This is a genomic window from Thiorhodovibrio frisius (assembly GCF_033954835.1).
GTDB classification, from domain to species: domain Bacteria; phylum Pseudomonadota; class Gammaproteobacteria; order Chromatiales; family Chromatiaceae; genus Thiorhodovibrio; species Thiorhodovibrio frisius.
Genome location: NZ_CP121471.1, coordinates 5,254,814 through 5,274,211, shown reverse-complemented (window position 1 = coordinate 5,274,211; position 19,398 = coordinate 5,254,814). Strand labels below are relative to the sequence as shown.

At 62.4% G+C, this 19,398-nt stretch carries 16 protein-coding genes; 8 read left to right on the top strand and 8 right to left on the bottom strand.

Translation table 11 applies throughout. The features are described from left to right. Window positions 1–89 precede the first annotated feature (89 nt). From Thiofri_RS23925 to Thiofri_RS23910, 4 genes are all read right to left on the bottom strand, one after another. Complete coding sequence (locus tag Thiofri_RS23925; RefSeq protein ID WP_040855918.1) at window positions 90–500, bottom strand: DUF1523 family protein; 411 nt, start codon at window positions 498–500, stop codon at window positions 90–92. A gap of 114 nt (window positions 501–614) precedes the next feature. Next, window positions 615–1,106, bottom strand: a complete 492-nt coding sequence (locus Thiofri_RS23920; protein WP_009149198.1) for a sll1863 family stress response protein — start codon at window positions 1,104–1,106, stop codon at window positions 615–617. A gap of 95 nt (window positions 1,107–1,201) precedes the next feature. Beyond that, window positions 1,202–1,486 (bottom strand): sll1863 family stress response protein, encoded by a 285-nt coding sequence (locus Thiofri_RS23915; RefSeq protein ID WP_009149197.1) that lies wholly within the window; start codon window positions 1,484–1,486, stop codon window positions 1,202–1,204. 369 nt (window positions 1,487–1,855) lie between these two features. Next, window positions 1,856–2,065, bottom strand: coding sequence for a YhjD/YihY/BrkB family envelope integrity protein (locus Thiofri_RS23910; RefSeq protein WP_040855915.1), 210 nt, complete (start codon window positions 2,063–2,065; stop codon window positions 1,856–1,858). 32 nt (window positions 2,066–2,097) lie between these two features. Here Thiofri_RS23910 and Thiofri_RS23905 point away from each other — a divergent pair, with 32 nt between their 5' ends. After that, window positions 2,098–2,232, top strand: coding sequence for a BON domain-containing protein (locus Thiofri_RS23905; protein ID WP_083848476.1), 135 nt, complete (start codon window positions 2,098–2,100; stop codon window positions 2,230–2,232). Window positions 2,233–2,239: 7 nt separating this feature from the next. Here the strand turns inward: Thiofri_RS23905 and Thiofri_RS23900 are convergent, their stop codons facing one another. Continuing rightward, window positions 2,240–4,243 (bottom strand): hybrid sensor histidine kinase/response regulator, encoded by a 2,004-nt coding sequence (locus Thiofri_RS23900; RefSeq protein ID WP_009149194.1) that lies wholly within the window; start codon window positions 4,241–4,243, stop codon window positions 2,240–2,242. 475 nt (window positions 4,244–4,718) lie between these two features. Here Thiofri_RS23900 and Thiofri_RS23895 point away from each other — a divergent pair, with 475 nt between their 5' ends. The 5 genes from Thiofri_RS23895 to Thiofri_RS23875 all read left to right on the top strand — a co-directional run bounded on the left by Thiofri_RS23895 (window position 4,719) and on the right by Thiofri_RS23875 (window position 14,844). Then, on the top strand, window positions 4,719–7,538 hold the full coding sequence (locus tag Thiofri_RS23895; RefSeq protein ID WP_009149193.1) for a type I restriction-modification system subunit M: 2,820 nt from the start codon (window positions 4,719–4,721) through the stop codon (window positions 7,536–7,538). Next, complete coding sequence (locus tag Thiofri_RS23890) at window positions 7,538–8,878, top strand: restriction endonuclease subunit S (protein ID WP_009149192.1); 1,341 nt, start codon at window positions 7,538–7,540, stop codon at window positions 8,876–8,878. The genes Thiofri_RS23895 and Thiofri_RS23890 overlap by 1 nt, the downstream gene beginning before the upstream one ends. A gap of 128 nt (window positions 8,879–9,006) precedes the next feature. Next, window positions 9,007–10,398: a Fic family protein gene (locus Thiofri_RS23885; RefSeq protein ID WP_009149190.1), complete on the top strand. Its 1,392-nt coding sequence runs from the start codon at window positions 9,007–9,009 to the stop codon at window positions 10,396–10,398. A gap of 124 nt (window positions 10,399–10,522) precedes the next feature. After that, complete coding sequence (locus Thiofri_RS23880; RefSeq protein ID WP_009149188.1) at window positions 10,523–14,104, top strand: type I restriction endonuclease subunit R; 3,582 nt, start codon at window positions 10,523–10,525, stop codon at window positions 14,102–14,104. After that, entirely contained in the window at window positions 14,101–14,844 is a 744-nt protein-coding gene (locus tag Thiofri_RS23875) for a M48 family metallopeptidase (protein ID WP_009149186.1), read from the top strand. Before Thiofri_RS23880 ends, Thiofri_RS23875 begins: the two co-directional genes overlap by 4 nt. Window positions 14,845–14,867: 23 nt before the next feature. Here the strand turns inward: Thiofri_RS23875 and Thiofri_RS23870 are convergent, their stop codons facing one another. Then, complete coding sequence (locus Thiofri_RS23870) at window positions 14,868–15,326, bottom strand: hypothetical protein (RefSeq protein ID WP_190275815.1); 459 nt, start codon at window positions 15,324–15,326, stop codon at window positions 14,868–14,870. On the opposite strand from Thiofri_RS23870, the gene Thiofri_RS23865 reads away from it, so the two are divergent. Next, window positions 15,307–16,716, top strand: a complete 1,410-nt coding sequence (locus Thiofri_RS23865) for a GGDEF domain-containing protein (protein WP_190275814.1) — start codon at window positions 15,307–15,309, stop codon at window positions 16,714–16,716. The genes Thiofri_RS23870 and Thiofri_RS23865 overlap by 20 nt on opposite strands. Before the next feature lie 22 nt (window positions 16,717–16,738). Next, on the top strand, window positions 16,739–16,867 hold the full coding sequence (locus Thiofri_RS23860; RefSeq protein WP_255324724.1) for a hypothetical protein: 129 nt from the start codon (window positions 16,739–16,741) through the stop codon (window positions 16,865–16,867). A 13-nt stretch (window positions 16,868–16,880) separates the two neighbouring features. Here Thiofri_RS23860 and Thiofri_RS23855 read toward each other — a convergent pair whose 3' ends face one another. Continuing rightward, window positions 16,881–18,278, bottom strand: coding sequence for a sigma-54-dependent transcriptional regulator (locus Thiofri_RS23855; RefSeq protein ID WP_009149149.1), 1,398 nt, complete (start codon window positions 18,276–18,278; stop codon window positions 16,881–16,883). Between the two features lie 45 nt (window positions 18,279–18,323). Beyond that, the gene (locus Thiofri_RS23850; protein WP_009149148.1) at window positions 18,324–19,121 is read right to left on the bottom strand and encodes a hypothetical protein; all 798 of its coding nucleotides are present in this window, start codon (window positions 19,119–19,121) and stop codon (window positions 18,324–18,326) included. Window positions 19,122–19,398: the final 277 nt, after the last annotated feature.

Genomic DNA, 19,398 nt, shown 5'->3' with positions numbered 1-19,398 from the left:
CGCGTTGTCAGAGGAGAGCGTGAACAGAAGCGGCAAAAGAGGGAGGAGAATCACCCCCTCCTCGAGACTCTTTGCTCACCACTCGCCCACTATGAGGCAGCATGCGCCCCCCGGTTTTTGGTCGGCGCCTCGCGACAGCGTTTAGGCGCATCAATGGACACGGCATTCGGAAACATGTCAAGCCAAGTGATACGCAAGCCATAGCCGTGCACGGTCACCGCCTCCTGCGGACATTCGCGGGTCACCCGACTGGCGATGGCTTGCAGCGTCGCGGAGTCGAACTTGAAATAAGGCGGCGTGAAGCCGGCATCGGCGTTCTTGAAAATCAGCGTGTCGGCGGTGCCGGCCTCGACGGTCTCGATGCGATACTGTACATCGCGCCCGTCACCGGTGACACCCGTAATCTGCACCTGCCAGGAATCCGGTCCCCAGCGCAGCCACAGGAAGCCGATAATCAAGACGCCGACGGTCGCGGCACCGATGCTAAGTTTTCGTTTCATAGTCATAAGTTTGTCCTCCTGATGTGTTTGAGGGCTGGTCGTGACAGCGTGCCCGCCGCCGGCGCAGCAGGTCGCGCACGCGGGTGGTCGGGCGGGCCAAGGGCGAACGGGGCACTAGGACCCGTTGTCCTCGGGGAAGAGCGCTTGCATGCTGTCATCCCAGGCGTCACCAAGGGCTTGGTAGGCGCCGACGAAGCCTTCTTTCATCGACTCCCAGGCCGTTTCGGAGCTGGTTTTCATGCTGCCGTAGGATTCGGCCACCTGGGTGCGACGTGCGCGCAGCGCATCCATGCTGGCACGGGCCTGCTCACGCGCGGCTTGGCTCATGTCGGACCAGTTTTCATCGAGCCAATCCTGCATCGCGTCGATCCGCTGGTCGGCCTTGTCCAGCGCGGCCTGGGACGCAGCGACAGCCTCGTCACGCTGCTCGGCGCCATAGGCTTGCAGGTCTTTTAGCAGTTCCTGCGTCTCCTGGCGGACCTCGGCGGCCGAGCCAACAGGATTGGACGTGGTCTGGGTGGCATCGGCCTCAGAGGCCGCAAACACAGGCGTGCTAGCCAGTGCCAGCGCCAAGGCTGGCGTCGTGAGCTGTTGTATCAATCGCATGGTGATCTCCTGATTAAGAGTGAATGTGAGGGGTTCTGATTGACTGGCGCGCCGCAGCACTGGGGCCGGGGTGCGCGCCAACGGTGGCGCTAGAACTAGAAGCGCTCGCGTGCCGCGCGCAGGGACTCCCCAAGCGCTTCGCTTGCGCGCTGGGCGCCGGCTTGGAGATCCTGCCAGGCTTCCTGGCTGGATTCGCGCAAACGATCCAGGCGTGAATGCGCCTCGCCGCGCTGCTCCTTAAGCTTGCCGATCTGCTCATGCAGATTCGCCCGCGTCTCGGCACCGGCACTGCGGGCCTTGGCCTCAAGCTCGTCGATTTGGGCGTCCCATTGATCGAGCTTGGCTTTGAATTGGTCGATCACGGCTTGACGATCGGTCATGTGAACCTCCGATTGGTTGATTGATATTTGAGGGCTTGGACAGGCGCTCGGCTTTCACACACCAGCGCAATGGCACCGTGCGGACGGCGCAACCGATGCGCCAGCTACTGCGCCTGCTCGGCCACCAGCGCCTAGCATTGCCCCGTGTGCTGGTGGACTGTGGCGACCGGTCGGCGTCATCGTGCTTTGCTCTCACCGTGAATTCAGCAAAGACAATGCCAGAACGGCTGACAGACTCAATCCTCGGCCCAGGAAGCCGCCTCAGCGCGGGTTGTCAGGCTCGGCGAGCGCCTGACCCCTTCACGAGCGGCCTACCCAAGCGGTCTACTCAACTGAATCAGATCGGTTTAAATGCACCGCAACCGGGGCTTATGCACCCACACCCGCCGAGCCGACCGTGCTGTCCCGGGCTGTTTGCCGCTCGGTCTCAGCATTGACGCAGGCCCCGAAGATGATCGCCACCGCCGACAGATAAAGCCACAAAGGCAAAACAATGGCCCCCAGCGAGCCATCGGTGGCGTTGTAGGCGCCGCAGTTGGCGACATAGAAGGAAAACAGCCCCGAAGCCCCCAGCCACACGATGCCTCCTTCAACCGCACCCGCGAGCGACGGTGCGCGAGGGCACGGCCATTCTCAAAGGCCAGGTGGAAACCGAAGCCCAACGCGAGCAGGCAAGCTCAATCGCCAGCAGTCTGATTGGTGTAAACAGCGTCGATAATCGGCTACTGGTAGAGCCACAGGTCTAAAGCCGCGTTACTCGACCGCCAGCACCCGCTCGAAATCCTGACGACCCGCGGGCTTGAGCAGTTGGTCATCGAATAGCTCGGTTGCCTCGGGCTGTTCAACCAAACTGTATCCCGACACAGCGACCAACCGCAGTCCCCGACGCTGGGGCCAGTTGGCGAGATGTCTAGCCAGCTCAAGGCCGTCCATGTCGGGCAGGCCGACATCCAGGAAGACGATTTCGGGGGCGTCGGTGCCGATGCGCTCAAGCGCCTCGGCGCCGGTGGCGGCAGTCTGCACCTGATGGCCAAGCGCGCGCAGCAATACAGCGGTCGCTTCAAGAATCTCAGGTTCATCATCGACCACCATGACCCGACGCGCGCGCAGCGCGGGTTGGCCGGACAGTTCCGGCGCGGTGTCACGCTGGGATTCGGGGGGCTCGGTGCCGTTTGGCGCGTCTGAGGCGACCTCGGCCACCGGCAACCAGACGTTGAAGGTGGCGCCGCAGCCCACCCCGGCGCTATGCGCCTCGACGCGGCCCTGATGCAATTCCACCAACTGGCGCACCAACGCAAGGCCAATCCCGAGACCGCTTTCGCGGCCAACGCGGTCCTCGGCGCCACGGGTGAAGGCGTCGAACAGCCAGTGTTGATCTTCGGCGGCGATACCCTGGCCGGTGTCGGTGATGCTGAGACACACTTGCCCGTCCTGACAGTTCAACGAGAGGTGAATCTGACCGCCGGGCTCGGTGTATTTGATGGCGTTGTCGAGCAAGTTGGTGAGGACTTGCACCAGGCGGGTAGCATCGCCCTGGACCCAAACGGGATCATTCGGCAGTTCAAGCTCCAAACGATGTGCGCGCTCGGCCAGCGGATTGGCCAGAGCTTCCACAGTCTCGCGCGCCAGGGCGGCGAGATCCTCGGATTGCCGGCGCAGGACGATGGCGCTGCGGTTGATGCGCGCGGCATCGAGCAGGTCTTGCACCAAGCGCTCAAGGTGACGCATCTGGCGGTCGATGCGGCAGACGGCCTGCTTATAAGTGGACGAATCGGGCTGGGGCGTGAGGGCCAGCGCGTCCAGGGTGCTGCGCACGGGTGCCAAGGGGTTGCGCAGTTCGTGCCCCAGCAGGGCCAGAAAGGCGTTTTTGCGTCTGTCCGCTTCGGCTAGGCGGGCGGTGGTGTTGCGCAGGTTGTCCTCAAGTGCCTGGCGCTCGGTGACATCCACCACCAGGGACAGAATGGAGACCAACTGGCCGGCGCTGTCGTGCAAGGCCGAGTTGTACCATTCGCACCAGATCATCCGCCCATCGGCGCGGCGGTTGCGCACGGGGATGCGATTGTGCTCGAATTCACCACGAAAAAGCGCTTCGCGCACGCTGCGCATGTGATCGCGGTCGGCGGCATGAACCAGGCAGAGTTCTTCAAGCGTCTGTCCGATGACCGCTTGCTCGTTCCAGCCCAAGATGCGTTCGGCCGCCGGCGACCAGCCGAGCAGCCGGCCCTTGATGTCCCATTCCATGGAGGCGACCGGGCTGTTGTCCATGTGCCGCTTGAGGCGACCGAGGGTTTCGCGATAGCGCTGCTCGGCCAGGCGCGAGGCGGTGCAGTCGCTGAAGCTAGCCACCACGCCAGCGATGGGCTCCGAGGGGGTGCGGTAGGGGCGCAGGCGCAGTGAAAACCAGCGTCCGTTGTCGGTTGCGACTTCGCGCGCGGCGGGTGACTGGCCGGCCAGCACGGCACAGGCATCGGCGAGCAAACCGGCGCTGTCGAAGCGCGCTTGCAGGTCGCTGACCGGCCGGCCGATGGCCGTTGGGCCGAGATCGAAGAGCGCGTCACTCGCCGGAGTGAAACGGCGCAGACGCAGCTCGGGATCGAGAAACAGGGTGGCGACTTCACTGCTGAGCAGCAGGTTGTTGAGGTCGTTGTTGACGGACTCAAGCTCGCGCACTTTGTCCTGCAACGCCTGGTTGAGGCGATTGAGCGCGCGATTGTCCGCAGCCAGGGTCTCGGGCTTGAAATTGGTGATTTTGGTCATTGCCGAAGTGATTGAATCGCATACCCCCAGGCGCGGATTGCTCGGGACAAGCCGCACGGTTGTTTTCACTCGACGACCACAGCCTGATTGGTCTTGGCCGCCATCACGAAATCGTTGCGGTGCAGCCCAACGAAGCCGAGACTCTCGGCGCATCGACGCGGCACGCCTCGCAGGATTCATGGCTTAGTATCGCCAAGACAGGCGCCTTCGTGTCAACAGGATTCTTGGTTCAGTATCGCCAAGACAGGCTCCTTCGTGTCAATCGGGTTGGATCGGCTTGTGGCTCAGGGCGTTCCCTTTGCTGAAAACCGCATCACCAAGGGCGCCCGCGCCTCCCGGGGTGCTCGATCAGGTGCCTTTTCGGCGTTGACCACCCCGCTCACGACCGCTAATCTGTGCTCGAAACGGCGAAAAGTGCCGCAGGCCGCCGCACGGATCGCATCAGCTGGCCCAACCTTAAACCACTCTCAGCCTCATGCCCAAGCTCTCCCTCGCCAAGCTCGAACGCCATCTGCTCTCCGCCGCTGATCGGCTGCGCCAGGAGGGGTTGGATGCCGCGACTTACAAGGACTACATCTTTGGCATGTTGTTTTTGAAGCGCTGCTCGGATCAATACGACGCCGAGCGTGAGCGCATCGTCAACCGCAAGATAGCGCAAGGGATCGTTCAGGACATTGCGGAAGAGCGTTATGGTGAGAACCCGGATTACTACGATACCTTCTTCGTGCCGGAAAGGGCGCGCTGGTCCTACCTGCAATCCAAACTCAACGATGCCAGCAAGCCCTTTGGCAGCCGGCTCGACGAGGCGCTCGCGGCACTCACCGAGCACAACGACTCCCTCACCCATGTGCTCGACCACATCCAGTTCCAGCGCATGCAGGGCAACAAGCGCGTGGTGAGCGACGATGCCTGTGCCGATCTGGTGCGCCACTTCAGCAAGCACCGGTTGCGCAACGAAGACTTCCAGTTCTCGGACCTGCTCGGCAGCGCCTATGAATACCTGATCAACATGTTCGCCGAGTCCGCTGGCAAGAAGGGCGGCGACTTCTACACCCCGCGCGATCTGATCCGGCTGATGGTACGCATCCTTAAGCCCGCCGCTGGCATGCGCGTCTATGACCCCACCTGTGGCTCCGGCGGCATGTTGATCATCAGTCGCGAATACGTTGAGCAATCTGGTGGTGACCCGCGCGATCTGGTGCTCGCCGGCCAGGTCAACGATGCCTCCGCCTGGTCCATCTGCAAGCTGAACATGCTGCTGCACGGTGTCGAGGGCGCCGACATCCAGCTTGAGGACACCCTGCTGCATCCGCAGCACCGCGAGGCCGGCGAGTTGGAGCGCTTCGACCGCGTCATCGCCAATCCGCCCTTCAGTCAGAATTACAGTCGCACCAACATGGAGTACCCCGAGCGCTTCCGCTGGGGCTGGTGCCCGACCACCGGCAAGAAGGCCGATCTGATGTTCGCCCAGCACATGCTCGCCGTCTGCCGGCCCCAGGGCATGGTCGCCACGGTGATGCCCCATGGCGTGTTGTTCCGCGCCGGCGCCGAGCGCGAGATCCGCCAGAAGCTGCTGCAACAGGACCTGATCGAGGCCGTCATCGGCCTGCCGCCGAACCTCTTCTACGGCGCCGCGATCCCGGCCTGCATCCTGGTGATGCGGCCGAACCTGAGCGGCCAGCCGGAGAATCCCAACAAGCCCGAGGGGCGCCGCGGCCGGGTGCTGTTCATAAACGCCGATGCCGAGTATCACGCCGGGCGCGCGCAGAACGCACTCAGGCCCGAGGACATCGAGAAGATCGTCACCACCTACAAACGCTTCGAGGATCTGCCCGCCTATGCCCGCGTCGTGTCGATCGCCGAGATCGGCGACCCGAGCAACGACTGGAACCTGAACATCCGCCGCTATGTCGACAACGCCCCGCCGCCCGAACCGCAGGATGTGCGCGCACACCTGCACGGCGGCGTGCCCGCGACGGAGATCGACGCCCAGCGTGCCCTGTTCGACGCCATCGGGCTGGACCCGAGCAAGCTCTTCGTCTGCCGCGATGCGCGGTATCCCGCCGCCAAGACAGCCGACAGCGGCCGCCTCCCGCCGCCGCCCAGCGAAACCGCCGAGCCCATCACGGCGGCCCGACAACTGGAGCTTGGGCTTGGCCAGGGCGCCTATCGAGACTTCGCCCCGACCCTGACCGAACGCGCGGCCATCCGACCGCTGATCGAGCAAGACCCCGGCGTTCAGGCCCGCCTCCAGACTGTGCAGGAACAGCTCGCCAGCTGGTGGCGCGAGCATGCCCCCAAGCTCAGCGCGCTGAGCGAGCGTGGCAATCTCAACGCCGTTCGCGCCGAGATGCTGGCCAGCTTCGCCGATGCCCTCGCCCCGCTCGCGGTGTTGGACTACTTCAAGCTCGCCGGCGTGGTCGCGGCTTGGTGGACCGACAGCCTCGCCGATCTCAAGACCCTGATGGAGCGCGGCTTTGCCGGCGTCATCGACGGCTGGATCGACGCCATCGCCGATGCCCTGGACGACGAAGACAACACTGGCCCCGCGTTCGACCCCTTCAGCCACAAGCTGGTACTGGCGACCATGGGCGATTACCTGGAGCGAATCGCCGAGACCCGCGCCGAGGTCGCGCGCCTGAAGGCCGATAAGGCCGCCTTCGAGGCCGACAACGCGCCAGAGGATCTTGAAGAAGAGGAGCTGAACAACTGGAATCAGGCCAAGGACCTTGAACGCCAGGCCAAGGAGCTGCGCGCCGAGCATCACGAGCCGTTGAAGGCGATTGGCAAGCTCGCAACCCAAATCGGACGGTTGAAGACGCAGCTTGAGCAGCCTGTCGCCGACAATGCCCGCGCCCGCACGGCGGCACGCAAGCGTGAAGAACAGCTGAGGGAGGCCGAGGCGCGGCACGGGGCGCTCGAAACGCAACTCGCTCCGGTCCATGCCGAGCTGCAACGAATCAATGCGGCATTGGCGCCTTACCAGCAAACCCTCGACGACCTTGCCAACGCCCGCAAACGCTACCGCGCCCTGCTCGCCGATTTCCTGGAGGAGCTGAAGTCACGCTGCGGGGCGATGAGCGAGGACGTAAAGGAAGAGTTGGTGTTGGCGCTTTTCGCGAAAGACCTGCAAGCAGGGTTGGATGCAGCGCTGGCGGAGCGGCGAGCTGCAGCGGTCGGTTTCGCAGAGAAGACATGGAACAAGTATCGCGTCACTTTGACAAATTTGCGCGAAGACCGCGCCCGCATAGAGGAGCGGATCAATTCCGTCCTAGAGCAATTGGATTACACGTAATGGAAGACAAGTCAAGCCTTGCAAAATTTGGAGCCTCGAAATCCCTAACTGAAGCAGCGGCCTCAGGCAGCGCTCATGGAGTCGACTGCCCGATTACTGATATTTGTTCAGTAAATCCGGAATCCTTAGGCTCTGGCTCTGAACAACCGGCCCAGTTTCGTTACTTGGATATCTCCTCGATCAATCAGGGTGTGATCGACTGGTCCGTTACCAGGGTCTGCTCTAGGGTTAATGCACCAAGTCGAGCCCAGCGCGTGGTTCGATCTGGCGACGTTCTCCTCTCGACCGTCCGACCCGGACTAAAAGCACATGGCATCATTCGCGCCCTCGTCGACCTTCCATTAGTCGCGTCTACCGGCTTTGCTGTACTGCGTCCACATCAAGAGTCAGACAGCGCATATCTGTTCCACCAGTTGTTCGGTAACGCTGTTGCAAGCCAGCTTCGTGCAAGGGAAGTTGGCTCGAACTATCCGGCAGTGAACGAGCGCGATGTGGAAGCGCTTCGCCTGTTCGCCTCCTCAGCGGTCCAACAAGAACGTATCGGTGCTGTCCTGGATCTCCTAGACGAGGCATTTCAACAGTCTGGGGCGGTCATCGCTAAGCTCAAGCAACTCCGCACCGGTCTGCTCCATGATTTGCTGACATGCGGCATCGACGAGAACGGCGAGCTGCGCGATCCACTTCGGAAAAACCACGAATTTCGCAGCTCTCAAATTGGTCTAATCCCAACGAGTTGGGAAGTAGAACGACTTGAGGCGGTAGCATCCGTAGACCGGGGAAAATTTACCTATAGGCCTAGAAATGATCCCAGCTTATATGGCGGCTCTGCCTTATTTATCCAAACTGGAGACGTAACTGAAGCCGCTGGTGAGGTAATTTTCGAATCGACGCAAACTCTAAACCAAAGGGGAATGGCTCACAGTAGAGAATTTCCTGCTGGCACGGTCGCTATTACTATCGCCGCAAACATCGGCGATACCGCAATCCTCGGACGACCAATGTATTTCCCAGATAGCGTTGTTGGTGTAATCGCGAATGATTCGATGTCGGCAAGATGGATAGAACTCTGCCTGAGGCGAGCTAAGGCAAAACTTATGGCTTTAGCGCCTCAATCTGCGCAGCGAAACATTAACCTTCGATTTCTGCGCCCGTTGGAGATACCAATACCTAGCCTTGATGAACAGCAGAGATGTTCGAGCCTCTACGAACTACTGAATCAAGAGCTTCAAGAAGAGCTTCTTTACCTTAACAAGCTTAAGCTAGTGAAAGCTGGCTTGGCCGACAACTTGCTGAATGGCCATGTCCGAGTGCCAGACAGAGCAATGGAAGTTGCATCTTGATCCTACCGCACAGCGAATGATGTACGGTCATTATCAGATGGTCGTCAAGGACACTTTGCAGCGCCCCCTCGTCAAAGACCCGCTAGCGGGTACGTATGGCGCTTCTTCGAGGCCTAGAAACGCCGACCATGCGCTCTATTGACCCGGCAAGCGTCACAGCAGATGAGGTCATCAGCCTGATGGCCGAGGTTGCCGAGCTGCGCCGGATGATCGCCAAGATCCCCGAGGACGACATCATCAGCCGGGGCAGCTTGGGCGCCCGTCTCGCGGTGGTCGAGAAAGATCTGCAGCGCGTCGAGGCAGTCGTTGACACCGAGAAACTGCTGCGCGGCATTCCCTTCAGCGGACGCTTTCAGTACACCGACGCCATGGTTCGCCATCTTGGCCTCATTGAGGCCGCTCGCGCGGTGATCGCGGTGCTGCCTCTGCCGCCGGATCGCGAGCTGCGACTGCGTCAGCAGGCCCGACAACGCGCCACGCGACATTCCACCCGCATCGAGGGCAATACCCTGGGCTCCGAGGAAATCGGTCGAGCCGTGATCGCCTTGGACCGTACCCAGACCGAGATGCAGCAAGAAGTGCGCAACTACTGGCGGGCCTTGGAGTGGATCGAGGAGCAGATCGAGACCAGACGCCAGCCGTCGGAAGAACTGATCCGCGAGCTGCACAGCATCATCCTGGTGCATGGCCTCGGACGGCGGCGACGGCGCAGCGACTATCGCGTCGAGGAATGTCCGGTGTTGGACAGCGCAACCCGCCGCATCGACTACGCGCCGCCCAAGCCGGCAGAGGTGCCAGATTACATGGCCGACCTGGTGGCATGGTGGCAGGGTGAGCGCGCGGCGATGCTGCTCGGACCGGTGCGCGCTGGCCTGCTGGCTCATCGCTTCGTGAGCATTCATCCCTTTACGGACGGCAACGGCCGCACCGCTCGCGCACTCGCAACCTTCGAGCTGTGGCGCAGCGGCTATGAGATGCGCGGTTTCCTGTCGCTGGAAGAGCACTACACCGCGGATCTCGGCGCCTACTATCGCCATCTGCAGATGGGCCTACCGGTCGATTTCTACGATGGGCGCCACAATCCAGATCATAGCCAGTGGCTGGCCTTTTTTCTCAAGACCATGGGCGAGGCGGCGGAGACGCTGCGGCGGGAGGCGGTCTCCTTGTATGCACCGGAGCACCAGCCTCCGGCACCCTGGGCGGCGCTGCATCGGGTCCAGCAGCAGCTGCTGACCCGTCTGCTGATGCGCGGTCAAGAACTCGGCGCCGAGGCGATGACCTTCAGCCCTGGAGATATCGCCGACTGGTTTGGGATCTCCCCAAATACTTCACGTGAATGGCTTGAACGCTGGCGGGACCAAGGCTTCGCGGTGCCCTTGAATCCCGGTGCAAAGCGCGTGAGGCTCTACCGTTTGGATGGCCGCTGGATCGATTTGCTGCGGCAAGCGCTCTCGGGAGCGGGGTTTAGCGCAAGCGTTAACACAAGTAAAAGTCTGGAAAAAAATGGCGCCTCGTCATAAAAACAAGGGCTTAACAGAAAGATGATGCCGATTTAGCACAAGTGCGGCCTGGCGGTTAACGCACTTTTCCAAGCCCAGCCGCCGCGCTTGGTCTGAGCCAACCCGAAATATGGAACGCCCCCTGATGAGCAAGATCGAATGGGAACGGGACTTGGTGGAGCGCCCCTTCTGCCAGCAGCTCCAAGCCATGGGCTGGGACTGGATCGAGGCGGATCCCGACCTGCCCGAGTCCAGCGAGCGAACCAGCTCGCGGGAGGTCTTGCTCAAGGTCCGTCTGGTCGCGGCCCTGCGCACGATCAATCGGCGCGACGGTCAGCCCTGGCTCGACGATGCGCGTATCGAGAAGATGATCCGCAGCCTGGACCAGGTGGCGGGGCATCGGCCGATGGAGGTCAACCAGGCGACCACCGAGCTGCTGTTGAAAGGCACGGTGGTCGAGGGACTGCCGGACTGGGACCAGGGCCGGCCGCAACCGGTGCGCTACATCGACTTTCAGCACTGGGACCAAAACGACTTCCTAGTCATCAATCAGTTCAAGGTCGAGCTGAGCAGCGGACAGGGCCATGTGCTGCCGGATGCGGTGCTGTTCGTCAACGGGATACCGCTGGTGGTGGCCGAGTTCAAGAGTCCGGCCATCGAGAGCCCCATGGCCGCGGCCATCAACCAATTGCTGCGCTATTCCAATCAGCGCCGCGAGGTCTGGCCAACCCTCTACCAAGAGCATGAGGGCGTCGAGCGCCTGTTCCGCACCAATCAGCTGTTGATCGCGAGCAATTTCTTCGAGGCCCGCGCCGGCACCCTTGGCGCGCCGCCCGAGGCCTATCTGGAGTGGGGCGAGACCAGCCCGGTCGCACCCGCGCAGGTGCTGGCCGAGGTCCAACAGGCGCGGGTCGACGCCGAAAACGACGCAGGCAACAACGCGACTGGGACGGTGGATGCCAGCAAGGAACTCGCATCCACCCATGCAACAGGCGCAATGCTCGCCCCGGTGGCCGCCGAGCAGCTTGCGGCGCTCGGCCCCGAGCAAGCCGGGCGGGCCGGCACGCCGCTGTTCTTCCGCGACGAGGATCAGCGGCCGGCGGCACTGCGGGATGCCGCGACGGCGCTGTCGAGCCAGCAACGGCTGGTGGCGGGCATGCTGCGCCCGGCGCACCTGCTCGACCTGATGCGCAATTTCACCGTCTTCGAGCAGGTCGATGGTCGCACGCGCAAGATCGTCGCCCGCTATCAACAGTTTCGCGCGGTGCACAAGATCATTCGCCGCTTGTTGGACGATGGCGCGGCGGGATGGAACGACCTCGCCATCCGCGGCGGCATTGTCTGGCACACCCAAGGCTCCGGCAAGAGCCTGACCATGGTGTTCCTGGTGCGCAAGCTGCGTATGACGCCGGGCTTGCAGCAGTACAAGGTGGTCGTGGTCACCGATCGCACCGACCTCGAAGGTCAGCTCAAGGCGACGGCGCGGCTGTCCGGCGAGACGGTGCGCCCCAATCAGCAGGATCTGGAGCGCCGGCTGACACCAACCGCGCTGACGCAAGCCATCCTCCGCGAGCCCACGCCGGATATCGTCTTTGCCATGCTGCAAAAGTATCAGGAGCGTCGCGAGGACGAGGTCGATCGGGTCGCCATGACCATCCGGCGCAAGGAGAAGAAGCCCGGCCGCGAGCAGCCGGTGGTCGAGAAGGAGATCAGGCTCACGCAAGACGTCAGCGAAGAACGCTTTCCCCTGCTGAACGAATCCCGCGACATCCTGGTGCTGGTCGATGAGGCGCATCGCGGTCACTCGCTAACCTTGCATCGCAATCTGCGCCAGGCGCTGCCGAACGCGGCGATGATCGGCTTCACCGGCACGCCGATTTTGGCCAAGCACAAGAAACGCACGGCGGAGATCTTCGGCGACTTCATCGATTGCTATGTGCTCAAGGACGCCGAGCTGGATGGCGCGACGGTGCCAATCCGCTACGAGGGCCGCACCGCCGACGGATTCATCAAGGACGCGACGACCCTGGATGATCTGTTCCTCGATATGTTCAAGGACTACGAGCCCGAGGAGCTGGCCGTCATCAAGGCCCGCTACGGCACCGACAGCGACGTGCTGGAGGCGCCGCTGCTGATCGCGCAAAAGGCGCGGGACATGATGTGGCACTTTGCCAAGGTGATCCTGTCGGAGGGCTACAAGGCCCAGGTGGTCGCCGCCAGCCGGCTCGCCGCGGTGCGCTACCAACAGGCGCTGTGCGAGGCGCGCGACGCGCTGGTGGCGGAGTTGGAGCAGCTGCCCGCGGCCCTGCTCGATCTGTCCGAGGACGCGATCGAGGCACTGGAGGCATCCCAACGCGAGCTGGTGCGACTGCATCCACAGCTGCCAAGGCTGCGGGCGCTGGAGGTGGCCGCGATTATCTCGCCGGATCACAACGATCCGGAGTCCTGGAAGCAGTGGTCGGACAAGGGCAAGCAGGCGGCGCTGATCCAGCGCTTCAAGCGCCGCTTCGATTCACGGCAGACCGACAAGACCGATCCGCTTGGGATGCTGGTGGTCTTCAACATGCTGCTGACCGGTTTCGACGCGCCTGTCGAGCAGGTGCTCTATCTGGATCGCAAGCTGGTCGCGCACGACTTGCTGCAAGCGATCGCGCGGGTCAATCGCACCGCGGGCGCCAAGCCTTGCGGCTATGTGGTCGATTACATCGGTGTTGCCCGGCATTTGAACAAGGCGCTCGAGGAGTACGACGAAGTCGACGTTGCCGGCTCGATGCTGGACATCGCCGTGGAGCTGCCGAAGCTCCTGGATCGTCGCAACCGAGCCGTCGAAGTCTTCCGATCGCGCGGCATCAGGGATCTGTTCGCGCAGGTTCAGCAGTGCGTCCAGCTCTTGGCGGAGCTGCGCATCCGGGCGGAATTCATCAACGCGCTTCGCCAGTTCTACGAGACGCTAAACCTCTTGGAACATCGCCCCGAGGTGCCGCCGGATGTGTTTCGCGATGCCAAGCTGCTGGGCTTCATCAACAAGGTTGCGGCCAATCTGTATCGCGATCCAATGCTCAACCTGGTTGGTGTCGCCGAGAAGGTGAAGAGCCTGATCGACACCCACGTCTCGGCGCGGGGCGTCGACCCCAAGATCCCGCCCACCACCATCACCGATGCCGCCTTCGAGCAGGTGCTGGCCAATGAGCCGAATGGGCGCGCGCGGGCCGCGCAGATGCAGCACGCGGCGCGCTTTCATATTACCGGCTTCACGAGTCAGAATCCCAGCTACGCCCGCCAGATGAGCGAGAAGCTCGAGGCCATCCTGAAACGGTTCAAGGACGACTGGGACGCGCTGGAGCGCGAGCTGAGCCGCTTCATCGAGGAGCTGAAGCGCGGTGACTCCGCCGATTTCCCTGGGCTAGAGCCGAAGACGCAGGTTCCCTTCGTGCGCCTGATGCTCGAGTTCTGTTATACGAATGCCGATGCCGACGATAGCCAGCGACAAGCCCTGATTACGGCAACGCTCGACCTGGTCGAACGCATACGACGCGAGGTCCGCCTGGTCGGTTTTTGGCGCAATGCCGATGCCCGCGAGCGTCTGACCAAGGTGCTGGTGCGCGATATCGATGAAACCGGGCTCTGCCCGCCCGGACAGGAGCGGGATCTCGCCCAACGTCTGGTGGCGCTCGCCAAAGAGAATCACGAGGCGCTGACCCACACGCCAGCCTCATCGCGCACATGAGCGAAACACTGGAACTGGATGGCCTGACCTTCGAGGTGCGACGCAGCGCGAGGCGTCGGACGCTCGGCTTGACCGTTGATCGCGGTGGTCAACTGGTGATGCATGCCCCTGAGACGATCGCCCGCGAGGCGCTCACCCAGTGGGCCGGTCAGCGACTGCTGTGGGTCCATCGGACACTCGCGCGCAAGCAACAAAGCCGTCCCCAACAGGTCGAGCCGGAGTATGTCGCGGGGGAAACCTTTCGTTACCTGGGCAAGCCCTATCCATTGGTGCTGTTGGCCGAGCAGGACAGGCCCCTGGTGTTCGACGGGCATCGCTTCTTGCTGCATCGCCCCCGACGCGCCATGGCCGAGCAGGCCTTTCGGCGCTGGTATATCGATGCTGGCAAGACCTGGGTACCTGAGCGGATCGAGCGTTTGGTACCTCGCGTGGGCCGAGCCCCGAGCAAGGTCGTCGTCCGCGATCTGGGCTTCCGCTGGGGCTCATGCGGACGGACCGGTACCATCAATCTCAACTGGCGGGCGCTGCAGCTACCCGCCCAGTTGATCGACTACCTGCTGATCCATGAGCTGTGTCATCTTATCGAGGCCAAACACAATCAGGCATTCTGGCAGGCCGTCGAGCGCGCCTTGCCCGATTGGCAAGCCCGACAGCAAGCGCTCGACGCCCAGGCTGCTCATGTGTTTTGGTGTCATACCAAGGCAGTCACCACCTATTTCCCAACCACTGCAGGGCGGTAAGTGTCACCTGGTATCAGGTTTGCCTAATTGAGCCGGGAAGTCGCCCTGAGCGTTTTGGCCAACCCCGGTTCGCGGCTGACTGCCGCCTTTGGCGTGGGCCACAATCGGCTCCGCCCAATTGCCTCCAATGGCGATCCCAACCCATCAGTCTCTCCGATACCTGATCCTTCCGTGCTGTTCCACCTGAACATGAGCGACATCCATTTCGGGCTCGAGGATCCGAGCGCGCTCGCTTGGGCGAGGCAGGAATCGCCGATCAGCGTCCTGATGCGTTGGCGATCACCGGCGATCTGACCATGCGCGCCAGGCAGCACGAATTCGACGCGGCCTTTGCCTGGATCCGCGCGCTCGAGGCTCCGGTCACAGTCGAGGTGGACAATCACGATCTTCCGTATTTCAACCCAATCCAGCGTTTCTTTGATCCGTACCAGCGGCATGAATACAAAGCAAATCCGAATATGGTTGACCGTCGCTTTTTTCATCGCTACGGTGGCGTCCGTCAGTATCCTGGAATTGGCGCGCTCCTATCGCACGGCTTTTGACGTGGCCTTTACCGAAGCCGAGCTGTCGGGCTATCTGGTGTCGGAGTGGATCTCCGAGTCCTTCTCCGGAATCGACTATATCCTGAAAGACGCCTTATACGGGTTCGATCAGCACAATATCCTCTCCGCCTCACGCACGGCCGATGAACGTGCGCGGATCAATGAGCGGCTGGTGCGGATGGCCGCGTACCGTGAGGACATGATTTTTCTTGGCCTGTTCGACACCGACTGTGTGATTCAGTATGGCTCGATCCAAGAGATTATTGGCGACAGCAGCGCGGAGCTTCAGCGCGCCTATTGCGACGCGGTGCTGGAAGCGCCGATCCAGCAAATGAAGCTCAGCGGCTTTTTCATTTCCAGCACTGGGGATATGAATGTCTCGGCAACCTACCCGCTGGTGGTTGATGACAATGAGGTCGCTGGCTTTTCCCTGGCCGCGCTCGATCTCTCCTTTTTTCAGCGCTGGCTGAATAGTCTGAGCAATCCCGCCATCACCATCAGCATCATGGACGCGAATCAGATTTTATTGGCTCGAAAACCGAAGTCCAATCAAGTCGGTGAACAGGTCGAGGATGACAGGCTGGCTAAATTCTTACAGACCGGCGATGACTCGGTGTTGTTCAGGCGCGCTTCACCCGTCGACAGGATTGAGCGACTCTGGAGCATTCGCCGAACGCGTAACCTCCCATTCGTGGTCGCCGTGGGCTACGCCTTGGATGATGTCCTGGCCGCCTGGCGGACAAAAATCCTCGCCTATCTCATCGGCAACCTCTTGGTCGCCACGATTTCTCTGTTTCTCGCCTTGGCCTACCACCGCAACCGCGCGAATGCGCAAGCCATGGAAACCTTGGCGATGACTGACCCACTGACTGGCCAGATGAATCGCCGCAGCTTTACAAAAGCCGTCAAGGCCAGGCTGAAAGAGGTTCCCTCCAAACAACAAGGCGACGCCGCTTTGATCATGATTGATGTGGACCATTTCAAGACCATCAATGACAGCCTCGGCCATGATGCGGGGGACAGCATTCTGACGCAGCTCGCCGATGAGCTGAAGGCCTGCTTCCGCTCGTCCGATCTGATCTGCCGCTGGGGCGGAGAAGAGTTTCTTGCCTTCGTGGCCGATGCTGACCTGGAGACCGCCAAAACGCTGGCGGCGCGACTCCAGGCTCGCCTGGCGAAACGGCAATTCCTGGACGGGCTCACCGTCAGCGTCAGTCAGGGCATCGCTACCCTGGAAGCGCAAGACAGCTTCGAGTTGGCCATCAAGCGCGCGGATGACCGGCTCTACGCGGCAAAGGCGAGCGGTCGCAACTGCTTTCGGTTCGCCTAATCATGAGGAGTCCCTTATGTTCGTGAAGGACATCTCCAGCGATCAACTCGTCGAGGTTCTCGCCCTGCGGGATCTGTTCAACCCGATGCAGCCGCGCGTGATCGAGCGGCCAAGCGTTTGGGCAAATCGTCAGCTTCGCTCGGGCCGATGATGGCCAGCAAGGCTCAGGCGGACGTCTTTAGCCCGTATTTGCGCACCCGATAGCGCAGCGTCTCGCGCGTGGTGCCGAGCATGCGCGCGGCGGCGGTGACATTGCGGTCGCTGCGTTCAAGCGCGGTCTGGATGATGGTGCGGTCCATGTCCTCCAGCGCCAAGGAGCCATCGAGCGGGATGATCAGCCGGTCGCCCTCGACGCCGGGGCCGGCGCTGACTGGAGTCTCCGCCACCCCTTGCCCGAGCTGCATCCATTCGAGCGGGAAGACCTCGCCGGTGGCGAGCAGCACAGCGCGCTCGACCACATTGCGCAACTCGCGCACATTGCCGGGCCAAGAGTAAGCGCGCATGCGGGCATAGACTTCGTCGGGAATCTCGCGCACCTGGCGCCCGGAGTGGGCGTTGTTCTCGGCCACCAGAGCCGGAACCAGATCGGGCAGATCGTCGAGGCGCTCGCGTAGCGGCGGCAAATCAAGGCGGAAAACGCTCAGGCGGTGATAGAGATCGCTGCGGAACTCTCCAGTGCGCACTTGCTCAGCCAGGTCGCGGTTGCTGGCGGTAATCAGTTGCAGGTCGACCGGAATGCTCTTTTCGCCACCGAGGCGGCGTACCTGGCGGTCTTCGAGCACGGCGAGCAGCTTGGCTTGCAGATCGAGGTCCATTTCACCGATCTCATCGAGGAACAGGGTGCCTTCGTGCGCCTGTTCCAGATAGCCGCGATGACGGCCTTTGGCACCGGTGAAGGCACCGGCCTCGTGGCCGAAGAGTTCGGATTCGAGCAATTCGCGCGGCAGCGCGGCGCAATTGACTTCGACCATGGGACCGGCGGCGCGCGGGCCGCCGTGGTGCAGAATGCGTGCGACCAGACCCTTGCCGGTGCCGGTCTCGCCGCCGAGGATCAGGGCGCTGAAGGGCACCTCAGCCAATCGTTCGATCAGCGCCCGGGTTTGGGCCGTGACGCTACTGGAACCAAGATAGCTGGCGGGGCTGTATTTGCGGCGCTGGTTGTGGGCCTCCTGGTACAGCCGGCGTTGCGCCAGAGCCGCGCGTTTGGCACCGCCGACCACCAGGGCGAGGCGGTCGAGCGGACAGGGTTTTTCGAGAAAATCATAGGCGCCCAAGCGCAGGGCGCGCACCGAGTCGGTGACCCCGCCATAGCCGGTGAGCAGTATCCACTCGCCCGGCACGCCGCGCCCGCGTACCTCTTCGAACAGGTCCAGCGCATTGCCATCGGGCAGGCTCATGTCGGCGAGAATGACCAGGGGCTCGAAGGTGTCGCCGAGCAGGATGGCGCGCGCCTCGGCCAGGGTGTTGGCGGTGCGCGTGTCCCAGTCCTGACGGGTGAAGTAGCGCTTTAGCTCGTTGGCGAGCAGGGTTTCGTCTTCGAGGATCAGCAGTGGGCTGGACATGCTATTTCGCGATTAGACCTAAGGTGTGTCCGCAGCGGCCTGATTTCATCCGGGGGCGACGGTGCGCAAACGCAACAGCAGCCGACTTGGTTCGATGACCACTTCGCCGCCCTGCTCGGCGGCAAAGCGCCGCAGCCGTTTCAGGCGCAGAAACGCGAGGCCCTGATTCAACATTTCGCCATCCAGGCGCTGGTCGAGCGCTCCAAGCGGATGCTTTGGCGTCAACGACAGCTCGGCAATGGGTGCGGTTTCGGCACCTGCCGGCGTCCCTGTTTTCGCCCCTGTCTCCGCCCCCGTCTCCACCAATCCGAGGCGCACCTGTCCATCGCGGCTTCCGAGCCGGGCGAGCGACAGGGCTTGCCAGAGCGCCATCTCGCAATCGGGTGGCGCGGCGGCAATCCGGACCGACGCTTGGGCGTTATGCGCCCAGTCGAGGCCGTCGGTGTCGGCCAAGCGCTTGCAGGCGTGGGTCAAATCCATCGGCTCGCGGGTCGGCCAACGCGGCACTGCGGCGCCGACGGTCTCATTCAGGGCCTGCTTGAGCTTGGCGCTCGCGCGCAAAACGACCTGCATCCGCTCGGCGATCTCGGAATCCGGTTGTTCCATCACCAGGCTTTCACACACCAGATCAATGGCACCAAGCGGACTGCGCAGCCGGTGCGCCAGCTCCCGCGCCTGCTCTGCCAGCAGCGTCTGGCATTCAAGATCCGCCAGGCATTCAAGATCAGCGAGACCGCCTTGCGTCTTCCGCCTATGACATTCGTGCGCGTCATCGACCCATGCGCCGGTTGACTGTGGTGACGGGTCGGCGTCATCACCTTTTGATTTGGTTCTCGTCTCCATCGGTTCGACTCCCGACCGGTCAGACACCGGCGCGCTGATCTAGGATGCGTTCTAACTGCGCGCTGATCGCATCGCATTTTGCTCTCAAGAATGCAGCAAAGACAATGCCAGAACGGCCCGCGGGCTTGACCCTCGGCCCAGGAAACCGCCTCAGCGCGGTTTTCAGCCACGGCGAGTAGCTGACCCCTTGCACAGGCGGCCTAATCGACTGGATCAGATCGGTTCAAATGCACCGTAACTGGGGCTTATACACCATTGCCGCGACCCCTGCGGCCCA

What these genes read in the sequence shown, in the direction of transcription:
- Thiofri_RS23925 (WP_040855918.1), bottom strand. Translation starts at nt 500, where the DNA reads ATGAAACGAAAACTTAGCATCGGTGCCGCGACCGTCGGCGTCTTGATT.
- Thiofri_RS23920 (WP_009149198.1), bottom strand. Translation starts at nt 1,106, where the DNA reads ATGCGATTGATACAACAGCTCACGACGCCAGCCTTGGCGCTGGCACTG.
- Thiofri_RS23915 (WP_009149197.1), bottom strand. Translation starts at nt 1,486, where the DNA reads ATGACCGATCGTCAAGCCGTGATCGACCAATTCAAAGCCAAGCTCGAT.
- Thiofri_RS23900 (WP_009149194.1), bottom strand. Translation starts at nt 4,243, where the DNA reads ATGACCAAAATCACCAATTTCAAGCCCGAGACCCTGGCTGCGGACAAT.
- Thiofri_RS23895 (WP_009149193.1), top strand. Translation starts at nt 4,719, where the DNA reads ATGCCCAAGCTCTCCCTCGCCAAGCTCGAACGCCATCTGCTCTCCGCC.
- Thiofri_RS23890 (WP_009149192.1), top strand. Translation starts at nt 7,538, where the DNA reads ATGGAAGACAAGTCAAGCCTTGCAAAATTTGGAGCCTCGAAATCCCTA.
- Thiofri_RS23885 (WP_009149190.1), top strand. Translation starts at nt 9,007, where the DNA reads ATGCGCTCTATTGACCCGGCAAGCGTCACAGCAGATGAGGTCATCAGC.
- Thiofri_RS23880 (WP_009149188.1), top strand. Translation starts at nt 10,523, where the DNA reads ATGAGCAAGATCGAATGGGAACGGGACTTGGTGGAGCGCCCCTTCTGC.
- Thiofri_RS23875 (WP_009149186.1), top strand. Translation starts at nt 14,101, where the DNA reads ATGAGCGAAACACTGGAACTGGATGGCCTGACCTTCGAGGTGCGACGC.
- Thiofri_RS23870 (WP_190275815.1), bottom strand. Translation starts at nt 15,326, where the DNA reads ATGAAAAAAGCGACGGTCAACCATATTCGGATTTGCTTTGTATTCATG.
- Thiofri_RS23855 (WP_009149149.1), bottom strand. Translation starts at nt 18,278, where the DNA reads ATGTCCAGCCCACTGCTGATCCTCGAAGACGAAACCCTGCTCGCCAAC.
- Thiofri_RS23850 (WP_009149148.1), bottom strand. Translation starts at nt 19,121, where the DNA reads ATGGAGACGAGAACCAAATCAAAAGGTGATGACGCCGACCCGTCACCA.